The organism is Nocardioides sp. ChNu-153, from assembly GCF_030466625.1.
Classification (GTDB): Bacteria; Actinomycetota; Actinomycetes; order Propionibacteriales; family Nocardioidaceae; genus Nocardioides.
In genome coordinates this window covers 1-20,922 of the sequence record NZ_JADEVT010000010.1, presented here as the reverse complement: position 1 = coordinate 20,922, position 20,922 = coordinate 1, and the positions used below count along the sequence as shown (strand labels likewise).

The 20,922-nt window shown below is 73.1% G+C and carries 23 protein-coding genes; 7 read left to right on the top strand and 16 right to left on the bottom strand.

All coding sequences use genetic code 11. The features are described 5' to 3' along the window. The first annotated feature begins 189 nt into the window (after positions 1-189). Both INN71_RS12965 and INN71_RS12960 read left to right on the top strand, forming a co-directional pair. Positions 190-567 carry a helix-turn-helix domain-containing protein gene (locus INN71_RS12965; protein WP_277497837.1) on the top strand — a complete coding sequence of 126 codons (378 nt, stop codon included), beginning with the start codon at positions 190-192 and terminating at the stop codon, positions 565-567. Positions 568-655: 88 nt separating this feature from the next. Next, on the top strand, positions 656-1,360 hold the full coding sequence (locus INN71_RS12960; RefSeq protein WP_277497835.1) for a hypothetical protein: 705 nt from the start codon (positions 656-658) through the stop codon (positions 1,358-1,360). 46 nt (positions 1,361-1,406) lie between these two features. Here the strand turns inward: INN71_RS12960 and INN71_RS12955 are convergent, their stop codons facing one another. Further along, positions 1,407-2,582, bottom strand: a complete 1,176-nt coding sequence (locus tag INN71_RS12955) for a nucleotidyltransferase family protein (protein WP_277497833.1) — start codon at positions 2,580-2,582, stop codon at positions 1,407-1,409. A gap of 25 nt (positions 2,583-2,607) precedes the next feature. Here INN71_RS12955 and INN71_RS12950 point away from each other — a divergent pair, with 25 nt between their 5' ends. Beyond that, the gene (locus INN71_RS12950; protein ID WP_277497831.1) at positions 2,608-2,913 is read left to right on the top strand and encodes a DUF2516 family protein; all 306 of its coding nucleotides are present in this window, start codon (positions 2,608-2,610) and stop codon (positions 2,911-2,913) included. Here INN71_RS12950 and INN71_RS12945 read toward each other — a convergent pair. Beyond that, positions 2,894-4,306 (bottom strand): bifunctional dTDP-4-dehydrorhamnose 3,5-epimerase family protein/NAD(P)-dependent oxidoreductase, encoded by a 1,413-nt coding sequence (locus tag INN71_RS12945; protein WP_277497828.1) that lies wholly within the window; start codon positions 4,304-4,306, stop codon positions 2,894-2,896. The two genes, INN71_RS12950 and INN71_RS12945, sit on opposite strands and share 20 nt — an antisense overlap. Before the next feature lie 53 nt (positions 4,307-4,359). Beyond that, entirely contained in the window at positions 4,360-5,358 is a 999-nt protein-coding gene (gene rfbB / locus INN71_RS12940) for a dTDP-glucose 4,6-dehydratase (protein WP_277497826.1), read from the bottom strand. A gap of 23 nt (positions 5,359-5,381) precedes the next feature. Here rfbB and rfbA point away from each other — a divergent pair, with 23 nt between their 5' ends. Continuing rightward, positions 5,382-6,242: a glucose-1-phosphate thymidylyltransferase RfbA gene (rfbA, locus tag INN71_RS12935; RefSeq protein ID WP_277497825.1), complete on the top strand. Its 861-nt coding sequence runs from the start codon at positions 5,382-5,384 to the stop codon at positions 6,240-6,242. Between the two features lie 114 nt (positions 6,243-6,356). On the opposite strand, the gene INN71_RS12930 is transcribed toward rfbA, so the two are convergent. Continuing rightward, entirely contained in the window at positions 6,357-7,832 is a 1,476-nt protein-coding gene (locus tag INN71_RS12930; RefSeq protein ID WP_277497823.1) for a sugar transferase, read from the bottom strand. 213 nt (positions 7,833-8,045) lie between these two features. Between INN71_RS12930 and INN71_RS12925 the strand changes: the two genes are divergently transcribed. Then, positions 8,046-9,461 carry a polysaccharide biosynthesis tyrosine autokinase gene (locus tag INN71_RS12925; protein WP_277497822.1) on the top strand — a complete coding sequence of 472 codons (1,416 nt, stop codon included), beginning with the start codon at positions 8,046-8,048 and terminating at the stop codon, positions 9,459-9,461. A 58-nt stretch (positions 9,462-9,519) separates the two neighbouring features. Here the strand turns inward: INN71_RS12925 and INN71_RS12920 are convergent, their stop codons facing one another. Genes INN71_RS12920 through INN71_RS12905 form a run of 4 tightly spaced genes read right to left on the bottom strand, consistent with a single transcriptional unit; the run spans position 9,520 to position 13,203 of the window. After that, complete coding sequence (locus INN71_RS12920) at positions 9,520-11,265, bottom strand: DUF4012 domain-containing protein (protein ID WP_277497821.1); 1,746 nt, start codon at positions 11,263-11,265, stop codon at positions 9,520-9,522. A gap of 20 nt (positions 11,266-11,285) precedes the next feature. Continuing rightward, positions 11,286-12,245, bottom strand: a complete 960-nt coding sequence (locus INN71_RS12915; protein WP_277497820.1) for a folate-binding protein YgfZ — start codon at positions 12,243-12,245, stop codon at positions 11,286-11,288. Next, the gene (locus INN71_RS12910) at positions 12,238-12,705 is read right to left on the bottom strand and encodes a Fur family transcriptional regulator (protein WP_277497819.1); all 468 of its coding nucleotides are present in this window, start codon (positions 12,703-12,705) and stop codon (positions 12,238-12,240) included. Before INN71_RS12910 ends, INN71_RS12915 begins: the two co-directional genes overlap by 8 nt. A 3-nt stretch (positions 12,706-12,708) precedes the next feature. Further along, positions 12,709-13,203 carry an FABP family protein gene (locus tag INN71_RS12905; RefSeq protein ID WP_277497818.1) on the bottom strand — a complete coding sequence of 165 codons (495 nt, stop codon included), beginning with the start codon at positions 13,201-13,203 and terminating at the stop codon, positions 12,709-12,711. A 154-nt stretch (positions 13,204-13,357) separates the two neighbouring features. On the opposite strand from INN71_RS12905, the gene INN71_RS12900 reads away from it, so the two are divergent. Next, a complete protein-coding gene (locus INN71_RS12900) occupies positions 13,358-13,717 on the top strand; it encodes a DsrE family protein (protein WP_277497817.1) in 360 nt (119 codons plus the stop codon). 88 nt (positions 13,718-13,805) lie between these two features. Here the strand turns inward: INN71_RS12900 and INN71_RS12895 are convergent, their stop codons facing one another. Together INN71_RS12895 and INN71_RS12890 are read right to left on the bottom strand one after the other, a co-directional pair. Continuing rightward, positions 13,806-14,249 carry a hypothetical protein gene (locus INN71_RS12895; RefSeq protein WP_277497816.1) on the bottom strand — a complete coding sequence of 148 codons (444 nt, stop codon included), beginning with the start codon at positions 14,247-14,249 and terminating at the stop codon, positions 13,806-13,808. Positions 14,250-14,402: 153 nt separating this feature from the next. Continuing rightward, positions 14,403-15,245 carry a 3-keto-5-aminohexanoate cleavage protein gene (locus INN71_RS12890; RefSeq protein WP_277497815.1) on the bottom strand — a complete coding sequence of 281 codons (843 nt, stop codon included), beginning with the start codon at positions 15,243-15,245 and terminating at the stop codon, positions 14,403-14,405. Positions 15,246-15,389: 144 nt separating this feature from the next. Between INN71_RS12890 and INN71_RS12885 the strand changes: the two genes are divergently transcribed. Continuing rightward, positions 15,390-17,630, top strand: a complete 2,241-nt coding sequence (locus tag INN71_RS12885) for an acyltransferase family protein (RefSeq protein WP_277497814.1) — start codon at positions 15,390-15,392, stop codon at positions 17,628-17,630. A 34-nt stretch (positions 17,631-17,664) separates the two neighbouring features. On the opposite strand, the gene INN71_RS12880 is transcribed toward INN71_RS12885, so the two are convergent. The 6 genes from INN71_RS12880 to INN71_RS12855 all read right to left on the bottom strand — a co-directional run. Further along, on the bottom strand, positions 17,665-17,790 hold the full coding sequence (locus tag INN71_RS12880; protein WP_277497813.1) for a hypothetical protein: 126 nt from the start codon (positions 17,788-17,790) through the stop codon (positions 17,665-17,667). Positions 17,791-17,937: 147 nt separating this feature from the next. After that, the gene (locus tag INN71_RS12875; RefSeq protein ID WP_277497812.1) at positions 17,938-18,276 is read right to left on the bottom strand and encodes a hypothetical protein; all 339 of its coding nucleotides are present in this window, start codon (positions 18,274-18,276) and stop codon (positions 17,938-17,940) included. A 166-nt stretch (positions 18,277-18,442) separates the two neighbouring features. Beyond that, complete coding sequence (locus tag INN71_RS12870; protein WP_277497811.1) at positions 18,443-18,739, bottom strand: DUF1416 domain-containing protein; 297 nt, start codon at positions 18,737-18,739, stop codon at positions 18,443-18,445. Position 18,740: 1 nt separating this feature from the next. Beyond that, positions 18,741-19,604: a sulfurtransferase gene (locus tag INN71_RS12865; RefSeq protein ID WP_277497810.1), complete on the bottom strand. Its 864-nt coding sequence runs from the start codon at positions 19,602-19,604 to the stop codon at positions 18,741-18,743. A gap of 82 nt (positions 19,605-19,686) precedes the next feature. Next, a complete protein-coding gene (locus INN71_RS12860; protein WP_277497809.1) occupies positions 19,687-20,169 on the bottom strand; it encodes a DUF4395 domain-containing protein in 483 nt (160 codons plus the stop codon). Between the two features lie 291 nt (positions 20,170-20,460). Then, the coding region (locus INN71_RS12855; RefSeq protein ID WP_301800730.1) for an FHA domain-containing protein at positions 20,461-20,922 on the bottom strand (462 nt) is incomplete at its 5' end.

The following is a 20,922-nucleotide window of genomic DNA, read 5'->3' as shown; positions in this document are numbered from 1 at the left end:
AAAGGGTGCTGGGACAAGTTCTGGACCTCTTGCGTGCGCCCCGCCCGGGGCCTCGGGCTCCCTTGGGGCCTGCAAGCAGTTGCTAGCGCACGAGCGGCGCACCGCCGCCGCGTCCCGCCTGAACTTTCAACCGTCATGTGGCCCGCCTCACCGCAACAGGGGTTGTCAGCGCTAGCTACAGTTAGCACTATGGAACTCATGGCGAAGGGCAAGGTCGGCAAGACCGTCGAGACTCTCGGGGAGTACCTCAAGGAGCAGCGCACCTCTGCGCAGCTCTCCTTGCGGCAGCTCGCCGACCAGGCAGGCGTGTCGAACCCCTACCTCAGCCAGATCGAGCGCGGTCTCCGCAAGCCCTCGGCCGAGGTGCTGCAGCAGATCGCCAAGGCACTGCGGATCTCCGCCGAGCAGCTCTACCTCCGGGCGGGCATCGTCAGCCCCCCGGACGGCGAGGGCGGTTCGGTCGAGCTCGCGGTCCTCGCCGACCCGCAGCTGACGGAGCGGCAGAAGCAGTCCCTGCTCGAGGTCTACGCGTCGTTCCTGGCGCTGAACGGCCAGGGCGACGGCTGACCCACCGGCACTGCTCGCCGCTCGATCGCGCGGTGCACATCCTCCGAGCGCGGCCCTGAGCCGCCTCACCCCAACCGAAGGAGTGAACATGGCTTCCGCCAAGTTCGACATCAAGACCGAGGCCAACAAGACCCTCTACGCCGGCGCCGGCGTCATCGACCTCGCCGTCGAGGCCGTCCGCGAGTACGTCGCGACGACCCAGGCCCGGGTGACCGAGGCGCAGAAGAGGGCCACCTCGTTCGACTTCGAGCCGAAGGCGCTGCGCGACCAGGCGGTCAGCACGGTCAACGCCCGCATCGAGGCACTGACCACCGAGGCCAAGGAGCGCCGCGCGGCCGTCGAGGCCCGGATCGCCGAGCTGCAGGCCGAGGCCCGGGCCATCCCGGAGAAGGCGCAGAAGCGCGCCGACGAGTACGTCTCGACCGCGACCGCCACCTACACCGACCTCGCGAAGCGGGGCGAGACGCTGGTGGCGCGCATCCGCCGCCAGGAGTCCACGCAGCAGGCCGCCGCTTCCGCGAAGTCGACCGCCTCCCGTGCGAAGGCCACCACGACCACCGCGGAGAAGACCGCGTCGTCGGCGAAGTCGACCGCGACCACGACCGCGAAGCGCACGGCCGCCGCGGCCAAGGACGCCGCGACGTCCACCCCGGCCAAGAACGCCACGGCGACCACGCGCAAGCGCGCCGCGACGACGAAGAGCACGGCGAAGGCGACCGGCACCACCGCCAAGAAGACGGCGGCCAAGACCGCCACCGCCGCGAAGGACGCCGCCGCCAAGGTCGGCGACTGACCGAGCAGCACCGAGGACGGGCCCGCGGCGTCGCCGCGGGCCCGTCCTACGTCCCGGCGCCGGGACGGTCCGACGAGGGCACCGTCCCGCGTCGCTGCCACTGACGCGTCCGCTCGCGGAACGCGCGGGTCCGTACGCCGACCGCCGCGGCGGCGCCGCGGAACGTGCCCGTCGCCTCGATCGCGCCCAGCTCGCTCGGGTGGAAGACCGTCACCGCCAGCACCCGCCGGGCGTCCGCGGCCGACCGGACGTCCCGGGCGGACCGCCGGAGTCCGACCAACGTGCGGTGGCCGGGGAACCGGCCCACCGACACCTCCGGGTCCGACGCCTGACGGGCCGTGACCAGCCCCTGGCCGGACGGCCGCCCCGCCGGCGGGGAGCCGAGGAGCCACGCTGCGACCGCCGCCGTGCGACGCCGGGCGGGGGTCGACAGGACCGTCGCGCTGTGACCGACCCGCTCGAGCATTCGCACGTCCGCCAGGCTCCGCAGCCACGCCCAGTCGTCCTTGGCGGCATGGCTCGCCGAGTGCTCCAGCGCGTCCCGGACGCCGAGCGTCGCCACCTCCCGGCCGCCCACGTCGACCAGGGCCCGCCGGCCCCACAGCTCGTCAAAGGTCGGGAAGGCGTCGCGCGCCGTCGCGAGGTGCCAGTGGAGGTCGACCGCGACCCCCCGACCCGTCAGCGGCACCTCGCAGTAGTTGCGCACGGTGAACCGCCAGGCCCACGTCGGCCCCGGTGCGGGGTAGGCGCTGCTCGGGTGCCACCCCGCCGACCGCAGGGCCCGGTAGGCGACCTCGACGTCCGCGGGCGGCACCAGGAGGTCGAGGTCCCCCGACCCGCGGGCGGTGTAGTCGCCGTACGCCTGGGCGGCCAGGGCGACCCCCTTCACCGTCAACGCCCGCACGCCCGCGTCCTCGAGCACGTCGAGGACCCGATGGAGGTCGTGGGCCATGACGAGGCACGGCATCCGGCCCCGTCGTCCCTCGCTGCGGAGCCGCTCGGTCACGGCCGCGGGCAGGTCCAGGCGGTCGAGGTGCATCGACAGGAAGACGACGACGCGGTGCCGGTCGGCGGCGGCGAGGAACTCGTCCCCGCCGACCTCCGGCGGAAGGCGGAACACCCGCCCGTCGTCCGCCAGCACGACCCGCAGCGCCCCGCGTACCGCCTCGACCGAGGCGGGCGTGTACGGCAGGTCGGGTCGTGATGCCGGAGGACGCCGCACCAGCGACACCCTAGTGTGGGGTCCCGTGAACGTCTTCGTGATGCAGAGCTGGATCGGGCTCGCCGTGCTGGTGGCGCTGCTCCTGGTGAAGGGGTTCAGCCTCGTCAACGCCCTCGCCCACCGCGCCGACGCCTACGACGCCGCCGGCAAGCTCACGAAGCAGAAGTGGGTCGCGATCCTCGCCATCGGCTTCGTCCTGCAGCTCGCGGTCTTCCTGTTCTACCTGGGCTTCCTCGGCACGATCCTCAACCTCGGCTTCACCATCGCGGCCTTCGTCTACCTCGCCGACGTGCGCCCCGCGCTCAAGGACGTCATGCGTCCGCGCTGGTGACGTACTCCTCCAGCTGCTCCAGTGCGTCCCGCGGCACGAAACCGGTGGCCTCGACCTTGGCCAGGTCGAGCGCGCTGTTGCGCGGCCGCGGCGCCAGGGTCTTGCCGGCCTCGTACTCCTCGGTCGTGATGGGCGTGACGTCATCGGCCGAGCGTCCCGCCAGCTCGTAGACCCGCTTCGCGTAGTCGGCCCACGACAGCACGTCGCCGCCGCCGGTGACGTTGTAGGTGCCGTACGGCGCGCCCGTGTCCACGAGGTGCCGCACCGCCCGCGCCAGCTCGCTGGTGAAGGTCAGCCGGCCGCGCTGGTCGTCGACGACCGTCGGGGTGACGCCGTTCCCGGCCAGGGTCTGCATCGTGCGGACGAAGTTCTTCCCGTCGCCGATCACCCACGACGTGCGCAGCAGGTAGTGGCGCGGCGCGGTGCCCACCGCGAGATCGCCGGCGGCCTTGGCCTGGCCGTAGACCCCCAGCGGGCTGAGGCGCTCGTCCTCCGGGTGCAGCGGGTGCGTGCCGTCGAAGACGTAGTCGCTCGACACGTGCACCAGCGTGAAGCGGTGCTCGGCCGCGAGCCGGGCCAGCGTGGCGGGCGCCGTGGCGTTGGCCGCCCAGCAGACGACCCGCCCCTCCGGGGTCTCGGCCGCGTCGACGGCCGTGTACGCCGCGGCGTTGAGCACCACGTCGTAATCGTTCCAGGGCCACGCAGCGACGGCGTCGGCGTCGGTGAGGTCGAGGCGCTCGACCCCGTCGCCCGGCTCGCCGAGGTCCACCAGGTCGGCGCCGGGGAACACGGCCTGCAGGGCGCGCCCGAGCTGGCCGCGGGCGCCCACGACGAGCGCGCGGCGCGGCTGCATCGGGGTGACGTCGGCGAGGCGCGGGTTGCCCTGGTCCTTCGCGGAGATCTCGGCCTCGGCGAGCGGGATCGGCCACGGGATCGCGGAGGACTCGTCACCGAGGTGCAGCGCCGGGTAGGTGCGGCCCGGCACGTAGTGGTCGTTGACCAGGTACGTGTACGTCGTGCCGTCCTCGAGCGCCTGGTAGGAGTTGCCGACGCCGCGCGGCACGAAGACCGCGACCGACTCGTCGATCTCGATCCAGAACGTGGTTCCGAACGAGTCGCCCTCGCGCATGTCGACCCAGGCCGCGAAGACGCGACCCGTCGCCACCGCGACGTACTTGTCCCACGGCTCCGTGTGGATGCCGCGCGTGGCGCCGCGCGTCGCGTTGTAGGAGACGTTGTTCTGCACCGGGCCGAAGTCGGGCAGGCCGAGCGCGGTCATCTTCGCCCGCTGCCAGTTCTCCTTGAACCAGCCCCGGCTGTCGCCGTGCACGGGCAGGTGCACGACCAGGAGGCCCGGGATGGGGGTGGTCTCGACGCTGAGCTGCTGGGTCATCGGGTCCTCCGTCGTGGCTTCGAGACGCTCGTTCCTCGCTCCTCGACCACCGGTTACTGGCCCTTCGCCGCGTAGGTCGCCTCGACCGCGGTCTTGTGCGGGCGCCACCAGGCCTCGTTGTCGCGGTACCACTGGATGGTGCGGGCCAGGCCCTCGGCGAAGTCGGCGTACCGCGGCGCCCAGCCCAGCTCGGTGCGCAGCTTGGTGGAGTCGATGGCGTAGCGCAGGTCGTGCCCGGCGCGGTCCGTCACGTGCTCGAAGTCGTCGGCGGGGCGGCCGAACGCCTCGAGGATCATGCCGACCACCTCGAGGTTGTTGCGCTCGCCGTCGGCGCCGATCAGGTAGGTCTCCCCGATCTCGCCCCTCTGGAGGATCGTCCAGACCGCCGACGAGTGGTCGTCGGCGTGGATCCAGTCGCGCACGTTGAGCCCCGCGCCGTACAGCTTCGGGCGGCCGCCGTCGATCACGTTCGTGATCTGGCGGGGGATGAACTTCTCGATGTGCTGCCACGGCCCGTAGTTGTTCGAGCAGTTCGAGACCGTCGCCCGCACCCCAAAGCTGCGCACCCAGGCGCGCACCAGGTGGTCCGAGCCCGCCTTCGACGCCGAGTACGGCGAGGACGGCGTGTAGGGCGTCGCCTCGGTGAACCGGTGCGGGTCGTCGAGCTCGAGGTCGCCGTACACCTCGTCGGTCGAGATGTGGTGGAGGCGCACGTCCGCCTTGCGCACCGCCTCGAGCAGCACGAAGGTGCCGACGAGGTTGGTCTGGATGAACGGGCTGGGGTCGCTCAGCGAGTTGTCGTTGTGCGACTCGGCGGCGAAGTGCACCACCGCGTCGTGGCGGGCCACGAGCGGCTCCACGACGGCGGCGTCCGCGATGTCGCCGACCACGAGCTCGACCCGGTCGGCCGGCAACCCGGCGAGCGACTCGCGGCTGGCGGCGTAGGTCAGCTTGTCGAGGACCGTCACCGTCGCGTCCGTGTGCGCGAGGAGGTGGTGCACGAAGTTCGAGCCGATGAACCCGGCTCCGCCCGTCACGAGGATGCGCTGCATGGGCGCCACCCTAGAGTGAGCGCATGCGCGGAATCATCCTGGCCGGCGGCACGGGCTCGCGGTTGCACCCGATCACGCTCGGCGTCAGCAAGCAGCTCGTGCCCGTCTACGACAAGCCGATGATCTACTACCCGCTCACCACGCTCATGCTGGCGGGCATCCGCGACATCCTCATCATCACCACGCCCCACGACGCGGAGCAGTTCCACCGGCTGCTCGGCGACGGCTCGCAGCTGGGTGTCGCGATCACGTACGCCGTGCAGCCGAGCCCCGACGGGCTCGCGCAGGCGTTCGTCATCGGCGAGGACCACATCGGCGACGAGACGGTCGCGCTCGTGCTCGGCGACAACATCTTCTACGGCCCGGGGCTCGGCACGAAGCTGCGGCGCTTCGAGGACCTGGACGGCGCGGCGGTGTTCGGCTACCAGGTGGCCGACCCCACGGCGTACGGCGTCGTCGACTTCGACGAGCACGGCGTCGCGACCTCGATGGAGGAGAAGCCGACGCACCCGAGGAGCAACTACGCGGTGCCCGGCCTCTACTTCTACGGCAACGACGTGGTCGAGCGCGCGAAGGTGCTCCAGCCGTCCGCCCGCGGCGAGCTCGAGATCACCGACCTCAACCGCACCTACCTCGAGGAGGGCCGGCTGCAGGTCGAGATCCTGCCGCGCGGCACGGCGTGGCTCGACACGGGCACGTTCGACTCCCTCAACGACGCCTCGAACTTCGTGCGCACCCTCGAGGGCCGCCAGGGCCTGAAGATCGGGTGCCCCGAGGAGGTCGCCTGGCGCATGGGGTTCCTCAGCGACGACGAGCTGCGCGAGCGCGCGGCGCCGCTGCGCAAGAGCGGGTACGGCGCCTACCTCGAGGGCCTGCTCGACTGAGTCCGCGCGCGGCGCGCCCCGTCCTGGAGCGGCGCCGACGTGACACGACCGGGGCCCGCCATCCCCCAGGACCGGCGGGTCCCGGCCGTGTGTCCGGGGAGGGTGACGTCGTGCTCAGTAGGCCCCTCGAGAGCCCAGCACGGCGCCGACGGTGCGCACGAGGATGCTGAGGTCCTGCATCATCGACCAGTTGTCGACGTAGTAGATGTCGAGACGGATGGCCTCGTCCCACGACAGGTCGGAACGCCCCGAGACCTGCCACAGTCCCGTCATGCCGGGCCGGACCCGCAGGCGGCGGCGCATGTCGTCGTCGTAGCTGACGACCTCGCTGGGCAGCGGCGGTCGCGGACCGACGAGGCTCATCTCCCCGCGCAGCACGTTGAAGAGCTGGGGCAGCTCGTCGAGGGAGAAGCGGCGCAGCCAGCGGCCCGGCTTCGTGATCCGCGGGTCGTCCTTCATCTTGAACAGCCCCCCGGAGAACCCGGACTCCGACTGCAGGCCCGCCAGACGCGCCTCCGCGTCGACCACCATCGTGCGGAACTTGAGGCAGGCGAACTCCACGCCGTCCCGTCCCGTACGGGTCTGGCGGAACAGCACCGGCCCGCGGTCGAACACCCACACCCGCAGAGCGGCGAGCGCGAGGACCGGGCTCAGCACCACCACGAGGCCAGTGGCCCCGAGGAGGTCGAAGGTGCGCTTGGCCCAGCGGGACGCCTGCGCGGACCGTGCGGTGTCGAGGTGCATGAGGGGGAGCCCGCCCACCGGGCGCACCCGCACCCGCTCGCGGGCGACGTCGGTCACGCTCGGCGCGACCACGACGTGCGTGCGGTGCTGCTCGAGGTCCCACGCCGCGCGGCGCATGTCGTCGGAGGTGCGGAACGCGCCCGAGGCGAAGAACACGACGTCGGCCTCGGCCGCGCTCGCGACCTCCGCGATGCGCTGCGTGTCGCCGAGCACCTCGATGCCGGAGTCGGTGACGTCCTTGACGTGGCCCATCGGGGTGACGGCTCCGACGACCTGGTAGCCCAGCCACGTCTCCCGGTCGAGCACCGCGGCGATCTCGTCGACGTGGGACGGGCGGCCGGCGATGACGACCCGGTAGCGCAGGAGGCCGAGCCGGTGGGCCTTGTGGAGCGCGCGGCGCAGACCGAAGCGACCGATGAGCAGCAGCGGGATGCCGAACCCGACGGCGAGCAGGAAGAACCCGCGCGACAGGGGGAACTTGGCCAGGTAGCAGCCGATGCCCACCGCGGCCGCGGTGTAGAGCGAGGCGTTGAGCACCCGGCGGTACTCGTCCGGTCCCGCCCCGAAGACGGAGCGGTGGTAGCCGCCCACCGCGGCGATGAGGGCGACCCAGCCGAGGAACATGAGGGGGCCGACGACACCAAGGGTGTCGGCCACGTTGTCGGAGCCCGGCCGGGACGCCAGGAGGTGGTCGCGCCCCGCCAGGGCCAGCGCCGCCGTCAGGGAGATGGCGGCCACGTCGGTCAGGAAGGCGGTGACGGGCAGGTAGCTGAGGGCACGGTGGCGGACCGAGCGGGTGGCCGCGGGCGCGTCGTCGCGTTGCGCTGTCTCGACGACGACAGACATGCAGGCTCCGAGGGGACGAGAAGGGGGTGGCAGACCTTCATTGTCAGGCACCAGCCGCGGTTCGTGAACCAGGATGCGTTAAGAATGAATGAACGTGGTCACAGTGAACGCGGTTCTGTGGCCACGCTTCATCACATCGGGTGAGTTTCGCCGTCGAGCCCGCGGTGGCGGACACTACGATCCACGGGACGTCGCCGAACGAAGCTGGAGCTCATGACCCTGCGGGACTACCTGCGCATCATCCGGGCCTCCTGGCTCGTCATCACCCTCGTGGCCCTGACGACGGTGGCGGCCTCCGCGGCCTACACGTTCCTGGTGACGCCGCAGTACGAGTCGACGGCCCGGTTGTTCATCAGCACGCAGCAGAGCGACGTGGGCGAGTCCTTCACCGGTGCCCAGTTCTCCGCGCAGCGCGTGACGTCCTACGCCGACCTCGTCCGCAGCCGCGAGCTGGCCGCCGACGTGGTCGACGACCTCGGGCTCGACGCCCAGCCCGGCGACCTCGTCGGTGCGGTGTCCGCCAGCGTGGTGCCGGAGACGGTCAACCTGGAGATCCGCATCGTCGACGAGGACCCCAACGAGGCCCAGCGCCTGGCCCAGGGGTACGCCGAGGGCATGGTCGACCTCGTGCGGGAGCTGGAGACCCCCGTCGGGTCGACCGTGGCGCCGATCAAGGCGACCATCGTCGATCCGGCCAGCTTCTCGGACACGCCCATCTCGCCCCAGCCCGTGCGGAACCTCGCCCTCGGTCTCATCCTCGGCCTGCTGCTCGGCGTCGCCGTCGCGGTGCTGCGCGACCTCCTCGACACCACGGTGAAGACGACCGACGACATCGAGGCCGCCACCGCGGCACCCATCGTGGGCGCCATCGGCTACGACACGACCGTCAAGAGCGACCCGCTCATCACGTCGCTACCCCCGCACGCCCCGCGGGTCGAGGCCTTCCGGGTGATGCGCACCAACCTGCAGTTCCTCGACGTCGACAAGGCCTCGAAGGTCATCGTCGGCACCTCCGCCGTCCCCGGCGAGGGCAAGACCACCACGATGGTGAACCTGGCCCTCGCCCTCGCCCAGGGTGGCGAGCGCGTGCTCCTCATCGAGTGCGACCTGCGCCGCCCCAAGGCCGCCCAGGCGCTCGGGCTGGACTCCAGCGTCGGCGTCACCACGATCCTGGTCGGCAAGGCGGCCGTCGCCGACGCGGTGCAGAAGCACGCGGGGTCGGGGCTCCGCCTCCTCGCCAGTGGCGCTGTGCCGCCCAACCCCGCCGAGCTCATCCAGAGCCAGGCGATGCGTGACCTGCTGGCCGAGGTGCGGCGCGACTACGACGTCGTGCTCATCGACGCCCCGCCGCTGCTGCCCGTCACCGACGCCGCGCTCCTGGCCGCCCAGGCCGACGGCGCCCTTCTCATCGTGCGCCACGGCAAGACCACCCACGACCAGCTGGCCGGCGCCGTCAACCGCCTCGCCCAGGTCGACGCAACTCCGCTCGGCGTCGTGTTCAACATGACGCCGAGGAGCGGCGGGGGCTACGGGTACGGCTACGGGTACGGCTACGGGTACGGGTACAGCCCGGTGGAGTCGTCGGCGCCGACGCCCAGGAGCCGCGGCGGCAAGCGCGCCCGCGGCTGAGACCTCACCGACCCGAGCGGCCGACTCCGCGCCTCACCGACCCCGGACCGCCGGCGCCTCAGCAGGCCGCCGCGGCCACGATGTCCAGGTCCGCCGGCGTCACTCCCGGGGTGGTGTCGACGACGACGTCGCCCGTCTGGTCCTCCCCCGTCGTCATCGTCCACCGCACGTCGGCGGTGAACCCCGGCTCGAGCTCTACGAGCACCGTCACGACCGGCCGTCCGTCGAGCTCGACGGTGGGCGGGACGGGGAGCGGGGCGTCGTTGAAGGTGACGTCCTCGACCTCACCGCCGACCGGCCCCACGATGTTCACGGCCACCAGCTGCTTGCCGGGCTCGATGCCGTACACCCCCGCGCCCGTCACGTACCTGGGAAGCGCAGCGGCGTCGGCCGGGGCGTCGGACAGGAGGTAGGCCCGGCCCGTGAGGCCCTGCACGCCGGCCCGGCAGCTCGTGGCCGTCACGTGCACCTCGTGGCGCAGGAAGTAGGACATCTTCGCCCCGGTCGCGTCGTTGAGGTAGACGCCGACCTGCGGGTCCGCCGCCGGGTCGGCGACGAGCTCCCCGGCGATGGCCGTGCCGCTGAACGCCGCCTGCTCGGTCTCGGCGAAGGAGTGCACCTTGAGACGGCCCTCGTCGGTACCCCGCGCCAATGCCTCGATGAGGGCGCGCGGGTTCTCCCCGCCCCCCGTCAGCTCCGCGAAGATGGTGCTCGCCGCCGCCTGGAAGTAGGCGTCCTGGTCGGCGGGGTCCTCGTAGCGCAGGTACACCTGGTGGAGCAGCTCGTCGACCACGTTGGCCTGCGTGAGGGTGGGCCCGCCCGGCACCTCGACCGGCCCCGTCGCCCCCAGCACGTAGGACAGCGTCACCGGGTCGAGGGTGAGCACGCCGTCCACGGGCTCGTACTCCTGCTCCCAGCGCGCCCGCCACAGGGCGGCGGAACGGGGGAAGTCGGGCGTGAAGTTCGCGTCGAGGAAGTAGGTGCCCAGCTGGCGGCCCCAGATGTCCTCCTCCGCCTCGCTCAGCTCGAGCACGGGTTCGTCGGTGCGCCCGAACGAGCTGCCCGCCGCCTGCCGCGTCAGCTCGATCGCCCCCGCGTTCGCGGTGACCAGGGAGGCCGACCCCGGGAGCCCACCGCCCGCACGGATCTCGGCGTTGTTCTGGAACACCAGAAGGTAGTTGCGGGGACCCTCCGCGCCGAGCATCGACGGCAGCACCTGCACGGCGCGGTCGGCCGTGTCCAGGGCGTCCGCCGCGCGGTCCACCTGCCGGACGACCTCGCGGTACTCGTCGCGCAGGGTCGCCTGGTAGCCCGACGGGTCGTGCTCGGCGAGGCGCTCCCGCGCGTCGGCGAAGGCCGCGTTGCCCGCTGCCACCGGGCCGGCGAGGCCCTCGACGGCTGCGAGGTCGATGCGTCCGTCGCGGGGCGTCAGCGACTCGAGGTCGCGCGCCGTGGCCACCAGCGGCTCGAGGCCGTCCGCCGCCAGGTCGTCCAGCACGGCGCTGACGGTGCGGACGCCGTCGAGGTCGTCGCCCACCACGGGAGCCCAGGTCAGGGTCGACCACAGCGGCCCGCCCGTGCGGTCCGCGGCCGATCCCGCGTGCTCCCGCAGGTCGGCGAGGGCGGCGTCCGACGCGGCGTCGTCGCCGGCGGTCACGGCCTGCTGCAGCCGCTGCGCGTCGTCGGCCGCCGCGGTGAGGTCGCGCGTGGTCGACAGCACCTGCCACGCGGCGTACAGCCCCAGGACGAGGAGCAGTGCCGCGAGCAGGAGGACCGGCAGCTTCCAGCCGCGGAGAGCACGCATGGCGTGACTCTAGCGACGCCTCAGCGCAGGCGCGGACGGACGTGCAGTCCGACCTCCGGGTCGACGACGACCTCCTGCGCCGCCGGCATCCCGCCGGCGTCGAGGACCGCGTCGAGCGGCACGTTGCGCTTCACCATGGCGAGCGCGATCGGGCCGAGCTCGTGGTGGCGCGCCGACGTGCCCACGAAGCCGACGACCTTGTCGTCGTGCCGCAGCTCGGCCCCCACGGCGGGCAGCACGATCTCCGTGCCGTCGAGGTGCAGCAGCGTCAGGCGCCGCGGCGGGCGCCCCAGCGTGTGCACGCGCGCCACCGTCTCCTGGCCCCGGTAGCAGCCCTTGTCCAGGTGCACCGCCGGCCCGATCCAGCCCGCCTCGTTGGGGATCGTGCGGTGGTCGGTGTCGAGCCCGAGCCGGGGCTCGCCGCGCTCGATGCGCAGCGCCTCGAACGCCCACAGGCCGCACGCGGGGCCAGCCGCCGCGGCGTACGCCTCGAGCTGGTCGCGGGGCACGAGCTCGTACGCCGAGTACGGCGCCTCCCCCGCCGACGAGGGCCGCCAGGTCAGCGCCCAGTCGGCGGTCACGTCGGCGATCTCGACCTCGCTCCAGAACTTCATGCGCTCGAGGAAGGTGACGAGGGCGGCCGCCTGGCCGGGCTCCGTGTGCGCGACGAAGGCCTCGCCGTCGTCGTACCCGTAGAAGGCGTGCTCGACGTGGCCCTGCGGGCTCAGCAGGAGCACGCCCGTCCACTCGCGGGGGGCGAGGTCGAGCAGGTGCTGCGTCGTCAGCGAGTGCAGCCAGGTCAGGCGGTCGGGCCCGGCGACCCGCACCACCTCGTGGTGGGAGAGGTCGACGAAGCCCTCGCCGGCCACCAGCGTGCGCTGCTCGGTGATGAACGAGCCGTAGTGCGCGGCGACCGGGGCGTCGACACCGTCACCGGCCACGGCCCCGGGGAGCGAGAGGAGCGGGCTGGTCTCAGGCATCGTCGGTCCTTCGGTCGGAGGGCGGGCACGCCACGCACGTGCCGAAGACCGCCAGGTGGCCCGTGTCCGCCACGAACCCGTGACGTTCCCGGAGCCGGTCCGTCAGGCCGGCGGCCTCCGCAGCGTCAACAGAGCTGACGCGGCCGCAATTCCGGCACACCAGGTGGAAGTGCTCGTGGTCGGGGTCGACGGCGTGGAACGTGGGGGCCCGGTCGCTGAGGTGGGCGTGGCGCACGAGGCCGAGGCCCTCCAGCACCTCGAGGGTGCGGTAGACGGTGGAGAGGTTCACCGCCGACGAGGAGCGCCGCACCTCGGCCAGCACCTCGTCGGGCGTGGCGTGCCGCAGCGTCGTGACCGCCTGGAGGATGAGCTCGCGCTGGGGGGTGAGCCGGTAGCCCTGGGCCCGGAGACGACTGCGCCAGTCGTCACCGGTGCCCGGCGGGTGCGCGTGCTCCCCCACGGCTCAGACCCGCTGCAGTCGGGCCCAGGTGCGGGGCTGCAGGCCGTGCTCCGTCGTCGAGCGGTCGTAGGCGTAGAGCAGGTCGCCCTCGACGTTGCCGTAGAGCCGCTTGCCGCCGGTGACCTCCTCGGCGTCCTCGACCCGGCCGACCGCGTCGGTGACGATCTCCATCCGGCCCGCGCCGGCCTCGCCGGCCCAGATCTCCACGACGCCGTTCTCGTGGGCGAGGAGCAGCTCGACCTTGCCCTCGGGCCGCGCCAGCAGGAAGCCCGTCTCGATGGCGTCGTCGCGCACCTTCTCACCGTCCGCGTCCACCACCCAGGAGCGCGCCATGTAGTGGAAGAACGGGCGGCCGTCGTGCGTGAAGATGAGCTCCTGGCCGAACTCGTAGGACTCGATGGTGGGGTAGGCGCCGTGCCCGTTGCCCCGCCACGTGCCGAGCATCCAGGCGATCGGCCCGCAGTCGGGGTGCAGGTCCAGCGGCAGCTCGAAGGGCATCAGCGCACCCGCGGGGCGCGCAGGAGGCGGACGAGGGGGCGCGACGCGACCGCGGCCAGGGCCAGCGGGGCGCACGCGAGCGCAGCGATCAGGACGGCATCCACGCGCGCCAGTCTATCCGCGCCCGTCCGCACCCCCGCCTAGGCTCGGGCGCATGCGAAGCCTCCGGATCAAGGTCACCTGCGGCTCCGAGGACCCGGAGCGGTGCAACCAGGCGTTCACGGTGGCGGCCGCCGCCGCCGCGGCGGGCGCCGACGTCGGCCTCTGGCTCACGGGCGAGGCCGCCTGGTTCGCCCTGCCGGGCCGCGCCGAGGAGTTCGCGCTCCCCCACGCCACGGCCCTGGCTGACCTGCGCGACACCGTGCTCGAGCTGGGCCAGGTGACGGTCTGCACCCAGTGCGCCGTACGACGGGGCATCACCCCCGACGCGGTGCTCCCCGGGGTGCGCGTCGCGGGCGCCGCGACGTTCGCCGAGGAGATCCTGGCCGACGGCGTACAGGCGCTCGTCTACTGACGCGCCGGGGTCGCGGGGTCGACGTCGCGCACATGCGGCGAGGCCCCCGCCGGAGCGGGGGCCTCGCCGTGGAGCGGTGGTGCTGTGATCAGGGGCGACCGGTACGCGTGACCCACACGTAGAACGAGCGGCTCGTCTCCTGGTAGGCCTCGTCGTACGGGAAGAACGTGACCGTGACCTGGTAGTTGGCCGGCACGGGGCGCAGCAGGAAGTTCGGCGTCCAGATGCGGCGCGTGCTGCCGAAGTAGTCGTACGACGTGGCGCGGATGTCGGCCGTGCCGACGCGGCGGACGGTCGTGACGACCTCGCCCTCGACGCGCGAGCCGTTCGAGCCGACGAAGAACACGGTGAGCGGCTTGGCGGCGTTGGCGCGGCCGTACTGGTACGGCGCACCCACGACGATGCGCGAGCCGACGGTGTAGGTGCCCGGGTACGGCTCCTCCGCGGCGGACGCGGGAGAGACACCGGTGCCGGCGACCAACCCAGCGGTCATGAGGACCGCCGAGAAGACCGCGACGAGAAGCTTCTTCATGAGAACCCCTGACGTTGATCTGGCTTGCGGTGGACGAACCCCTCACCCACCTGCGGAGAACAGTAGGGCACGAATGGCTGCTGCCCTACCGATGTGGGACAAATCCCCTCTAGCAGGGTAAAAGTTCACCCGCCCGCAACACGCGCCGTGGCGTCACGCCGCGACTTCCAGCCCCAGGAGCCGTCGGACCTGCGGCGGGGACATGGGGTCCCGGCGGACTAGACCACCCAGCTCGCGGGCCCGGTGGACGAGGTCGACGTTGCCGCCCACGGGCTCGCCCGGGGCCAGCGTCAGGGTGTCCTCCATCCCCACCCGGAGGTGGCCTCCCTTCGCCAGCGCCGTCATCGCGACGGGCAGTGCCGTGCGCCCGATGCCCGTCGCGGACCAGGAGGTCACGGCGGCTGGGAGGGCGGCGACCGCGGCGACGAGGGCGTCCGCCGTACCCGGCAGCCCGCCCGGCACGCCCAGGACGAGGTCGCAGTGCACCCGCCCGCCCGGCGGGAGCCCGTGGCGGTCGAGGAGCCGCCCGAGCTTGTGCACGTGGCCGAGGTCGAACAGCTCGAACTCGGGCGCGATGCCGCGCTCGCAGGCACCCTGGTAGAGCTCCTGCACGAAGGGCCAGGGGTTGAGGAAGACGTCGTCGCCGAAGTCGACGGTGCCGACCGTCAGCGAGCACGAGTCGGGGGCGGCGTCGAGCACCCGCAGGCGGGCGTCGTACCCGTCGTGCACCGAGCCGCCGGTCGACAGCTGCACCACGAGGTCGCACGACTCCCGCAGCGCCGCGACGGTCTCGGCCAGCCGACCGGGGTCGAGCGTCGGCTCGTGGTGCTCGTCGCGCACGTGGACGTGGATCATCCCGGCCCCGGCGGCCTCACACTCCTGCGCCGTCGCGACCAGCTCGTCGAGGGTGGTCGGCAGGGCGGGGCAGTCCGCCTTCGCGGTCTCCGCGCCGGTCGGGGCCACGGTGAGGAGCAAGGCGGTCGGGTCGTCCGGCATGGCGGGCATGCTGCCAGGAGATCGTCCGGCGAGCCAGGGTCGGAGCAGGACGGGATCGCGCTCCACGGCGGGGGATTCAACCCCCGACCGCTCCGTTACCTATGGTGGGGCGGTTGGCGTCCCCGAGGTTCCCGGAGTGCGTGCGTGACCGACACCCTGTCCCGGACCGGGGCCTCGCCCGACGGCGGACCCACCCCCACCCGGGGCGGCCGGCGCGTCAAGGTCGCCACCGGCCCCCGCAAGGACATCCAGGGGCTGCGGGCCGTCGCGGTGCTGCTCGTCGTGGCCGAGCACCTCACCGGCTGGCCCCACGGCGGCTTCATCGGCGTCGACGTGTTCTTCGTGATCTCGGGCTTCCTCATCACCGGCCTGCTGCTGCGCGAGCACGAGCGCACCGGCCGCATCTCGTTCACGTCGTTCTACCGCCGGCGCGCCCGCCGCATCCTGCCCGCGGCGACCCTCGTGCTGGTCGTGACCGCCGTCGGCGCCTGGCTCGTCTACCCCGAGACCCGGGCGCGCACCGTCGGCGTCGACGCGATCTGGGCGTTCTTCTTCGCCGGCAACTACCGCTTCGCCTCGGCGGACACCGACTACTTCGCGGCCACCGCCGACGCCTCGCCGCTGCAGCACTTCTGGTCGCTGGCGGTCGAGGAGCAGTTCTACTTCGTCTGGCCGTGGTTGATGCTGCTCGCCCTGACGCTGCTGGCGCGGGCGGGCCGCGGGCACCACTCCCGGCTCCTGGCCGGCGGGATGATGACCGTCATCGTCGTGGGCTCCTTCGCGTGGGGCCTGCACGAGACGCTGGACCGCCCGGCGTGGGCCTACTTCTCCACGCTGGCCCGCGTCTGGGAGCTCGGCCTCGGCGCCCTCCTCGCCATCGCCACGCCCCTGCTCGCCGGGGTGATCGGTCGTCGCACCGGCGCCGTCGTCAGCTGGAGCGGCCTCGGGCTCATCGTCGCCGGCGCCTTCCTCGTGAGCGCCGAGCAGGGCTTCCCCGTGCCGTGGGCCGCGCTGCCGGTGGTCGGCAGCGCGCTCGTCATCGCCGGCGGCGTGGGGGGCACACCGCCGTACCTCGCGCCGCTGACGAACAAGGCCATGACCTACGTGGGCGACCTGTCGTACTCGCTCTACCTGTGGCACTTCCCCGTCATCGTGCTGCTGGCGGCGGCGCTGCCGTCGGACTCGGCGCTCTACCTCGTCACCGCCCTCGTCGTCATGTCGATCCTGACGGTCACGAGCTACCACTGCTTCGAGAACCCGATCCACCACTCCTCCTGGCTCGAGCCACGCTCGCGCCGCAAGGCCCCCGAGGCCCGCCGCTCGGCCCGCGCCGCGCGCGTGCCCGGCTCGCCCGGCCTCCGGGTGCCCGGCGGGCGCCACGTGGTGCTCGGCGTCGTCGGGGTGCTCGCCGCCGTCGGCACCGTCGGCGTCGCCATCGCCGTCGCGCCGCAGACCCAGGTGCGGGGCGAGGCCGAGCTGCGCGCAATCGTCGCCGCCCCCGACGACGGCACCGCGACCGGCGCCTGGCGCAAGGACGTCGCCCGCGCGCTGCTCGCCACCGAGTGGCCGACCCTGACCCCCAGCGTGGACGAGCTGGGCCGCGACGACATCGTCGACCCGTGGAGCGAGGACGGCTGCCTCGCCTTCGAGGACGGTGCCGACCCGGACCCGATCGTCAACGCCCGCCGCTGCGTGTACGGCGACCCCGACGCCGACCGCACCCTGGCCGTGCTCGGCGACTCGATCGGCATCTCCTGGGTGCCGGCCATCGAGGAGGCGTTCGGCGAGACCTGGCGCATCGAGGTGTGGACCGCGCGACAGTGCACCGTCGCCGACGTCGAGGTGACCGAGACCGACGGCGGGGCCTACCCCGAGTGCTCCGACTTCCGCCGCGACGCCCGCGCGGCCCTGGCGGCCGAGAACCCCGACGTGCTCGTCGTGACCTCCGAGGGCGACCCCCGCCAGGTCGCCGGCACCGAGGGCACCGACGACGCGTTCGCCCGGTTGGGCGAGGGCCTCGCGACCGCGGCCGAGGAGCTCGCGCCCATCGCGGAGCACACCGTCTACCTCCCGCCGCCGCCGCCCGGACTGCCGCTCACCGAGTGCCGCACGGGGACCGCCGTGCCGGCTGACTGCGTGCGGCGCCCGGCGGGCCTGCCCGGCCCCTGGTACGACGCGTTCCGCGCCGCCGCCGAGGACAACGGCGCGGCGTTCGTCGACGTCGTGCCGTGGTTCTGCGTCGGGGGCGTCGGCTGCCCCGGGTTCGTCGACGGCGTCCCCGTGCGTGCGGACGCCGCGCACCTCACGGATCCGATGTCGCGCAAGGTCGCGCCGCTCGTGCGCGAGGGCTTCGCCGCGGCGCTGCCCGAGGTGTTCGCGGGCTGAGGCACCGCGCCCCGCGGGTCGGGGGGCGTGCGGGTCAGGGCGTGCGGGTCAGGGCCAGGTAGACGAGCACGAGGGTCAGCGCGGACAGCAGCGTGAGCAGCGTGTACTGCAGCACGTTCTTGCGCCGGCGCTGCTCGACGGGGCTCGGGCGGCGGGACATGAGGGCTCCTCGGGGCGACGCCGAACGGGGCTGGCTCGGCTCGGGTGACGGTGGATCACGGACGACGAGACACTGCGCTGACCCGAGGTTCGCAGGAGCAGAGGTGGCAGCCCAGGGGGGACTGGACCGGCGCGGGGGTGAGGCGCGTCACCGCGCGAGCGGCGCGAGCCTCCGATCGAGGACGACCTCGGCGAGGCTCGCCCCGCTGGTGGCGTCCACCAGCTCCACGAGCGTCCCGGGGATGGTGAGCGGCGGGGACACGACGGTGGTGCCCGGCCGCAGCTCCAGCGTCAGGTAGGCACCGTTGCCCGAGTCGACGTGGGCGGCGAGGAGGAGGGCGGCGCGGCTGCGGGGAGAGGTGATCGCCAGCGCGCCGTTGCGCAGGGTCATGGTCGGTTCCGCGGCGGAGCTCGCGGACGGGGCCGGGGCAGGGGCCACGAGCACGGTCGCAGCCGGGGGCGCCTCGGTGAGGAGCGACGTACGCATGACCGCATCGTGCTCCGACCGGAGGCCCACCTGAGCCGGATTGTCGGAACCTTGCGCCTAGCCTGAGTGACCCTCGCGTCGACGTGTCGTGCGGGTCACGGAACGCCGACGGGGGAGCCCGGGCGCAGTGCCCGGGCTCCCCCGCAGGATGGTGCTCAGGTGGTGCTCAGATGGCGATCTCGACCTCGGCGACGACGCCGGTGCGAGCCACCACCGTGCGGTCGACGGTGTCGGCCTTCGGCGCCAGCGTGCGCAGGGTCCACTCCCCGTCGTTCGCGAAGAACCGGAAGTGACCGCTGGCCGACGTCGGGACCTCGGCGGTGAACTCACCCGAGCCGTCGAGCAGGCGCACGTAGGCGTTGCCGACGGGCTCGCCGGCGCGCAGCACCTGGCCCTGGATCACGGCCTCCTTGGCGACGTTCACGCCGTCGAGCGACAGGCCGCCCTCGGTGGCGCCGCACATCTCAGGCGCCCTGCCCGTCGGCGGTGCCGGGCTCGTCGCCCAGGGCGACCGGGACGCCGACGAGCGAGCCGTACTCGGTCCACGAGCCGTCGTAGTTCTTCACGCTGGAGTGGCCCAGGAGCTCCTTGAGCACGAACCACGTCAGCGAGGAGCGCTCGCCGATGCGGCACAGGGCGATCGTCTCCTTGGAGTCGTCGATGCCCGCGTCGGCGTAGAGCGCCTTGAGGTCCTCGTCCGACTTGAAGGTGCCGTCGTCGTTGCAGTTCTTGCTCCACGGCACGTTGATCGACGTGGGCACGTGGCCGGCGCGCTGCGCCTGCTCCTGCGGGAGGTGCGCGGGGGCCAGCAGGCGCCCGGCGTACTCGTCGGGGCTGCGGACGTCGACCAGGTTCTTGACGCCGATGGCCGCCACGGCCTCGTCGCGGAACGCGCGGATCGAGCGGTCCTGCTCCTGCGCCGTGTACGACGTGGCGGGGCGCTCGACGACGTCGGCCGTCAGCTCGCGGGAGTCGAGCTCCCACTTCTTGCGGCCGCCGTCCATGAGCTTGACGTCGGCGTGGCCGTAGAGGGTGAAGTACCAGAACGCGTACGCCGCGAACCAGTTGTTGTTGCCGCCGTAGAGCACGACGGTGTCGTCGTTGGAGATGCCCTTGCGGGAGAGGAGCTCCTCGAACTGCTGCTTGTTCACGAAGTCGCGGCGGACCTGGTCCTGCAGCTCCGTCGTCCAGTCGAGCTTCACGGCGCCACGGATGTGGCCCTTGTCGTAGGACGAGGTGTCCTCGTCGACCTCGACGACGACGATCCCGTCGGTGTCCAGGTTGTCCTCGACCCACTGCGTGGTGACGAGAGCGGTCTCGCGGCTCATGTAGGTACTCCTCTGCGCCTCGGGGCGCGGTTGGGGGCGGGGATGGAAGTCGGGTGGGACTCGTGCGGCCTCGGCGCGGTGGTCACGCCCGCGCCGTCGCGCGACGGGCGAGGAGGTAGACCTCGCAGCCGAGGCAGAGGGCGAACACGGCGTTGAGCAGGGCGGCCACGAGCGCCAGCCCGACGGCGACCTGGGCGACGACCACGGCGCCGGCCAGCAGCGCGACGAGCCCGACGCCGGTGAAGACCAGGCCGACGGCCTGGGCGAAGCGGGGCGGCGCGACGTCCTCCAGCTCGGCCGGCGGGGCCAGCCGGGGACGGACGAGGACGCGGAACACCCAGGCGTACGGCGTGTGCTGCGGCCCGGCGGCGGCGCCGAGGGCGAACACGGCGACCTGGGCCGCGAGCAGCACGACGGCCGCGGTCGAGTCGCCCAGCACCAGCACGAGGGCCAGCACGACGGAGGTGAGGCCGGCGGCGACCTGGGGGCCGCGCGGGTCGATCTGGCGGGCGCCGGGCCGGGCAGGACGCTCGGGGGCGGCCACGGTGTGCGGCTCAGGGGGCATGGCGGGAACCTGACGGGTCGGCGGTGGGCGGGGGCTCACGGTGACGCGGTCGGGTGCGCGCGCGGCGCGACGGGGACGGCGTCGGTCAGGTCGGTCGACACAGCGCGGAGCGCACGCGGCAGTGGTCGACTGCGCGTCGCTTCGTCAGCAGGGTCGTGAACACGAGGTCCAATGTAGGGGCGGCACAGGAGCGCACCGAACGGCGGAGTCGCATCGTGAGACAGGGTTCCGCGATGTGGACTACGCCGTCGACCTCCGCCCGTGGCACGGGGGGCCCGGCGGCACCGTGGCTCAGGCGGCCGACGACGCGGCGAGGGCGCTGCCGTCGACGGGCCGCAGCACGACGAACGCGGTGCCGCCGGGGCCCCCGACGAGCACGTGGCTGCCCTCCCGCAGCGGGGTGGCGCCCCGCACGGGGGCCCCGTCGACGAACGTGCCGTTCGTCGAGCCGAGGTCACCGATCCACCACGCCCCGCGGGCGAGGTAGACCATCGCGTGGTGCCGCGAGACCCGGTGGTCGCGGAACCGGACCCGGCAGCCCTGCGCGCGCCCGACGAGCGCGCCGGAGCGCACCCGCACGAGGTCACCGCCCCCGGTCACGAGCGCCAGCTCGTCCACGCCCCGGATGACGTCAGTGCGCATCCCCGGGCCGCGGGTCGGAGCGGCGGCCGGGCGCACCGGCGGGCGCACCGGCGGGCGCACGGGCTGGCCCGCCCCACGTGGCGCCGGGCGGGCGGCGGGGCGAGCGGGCGG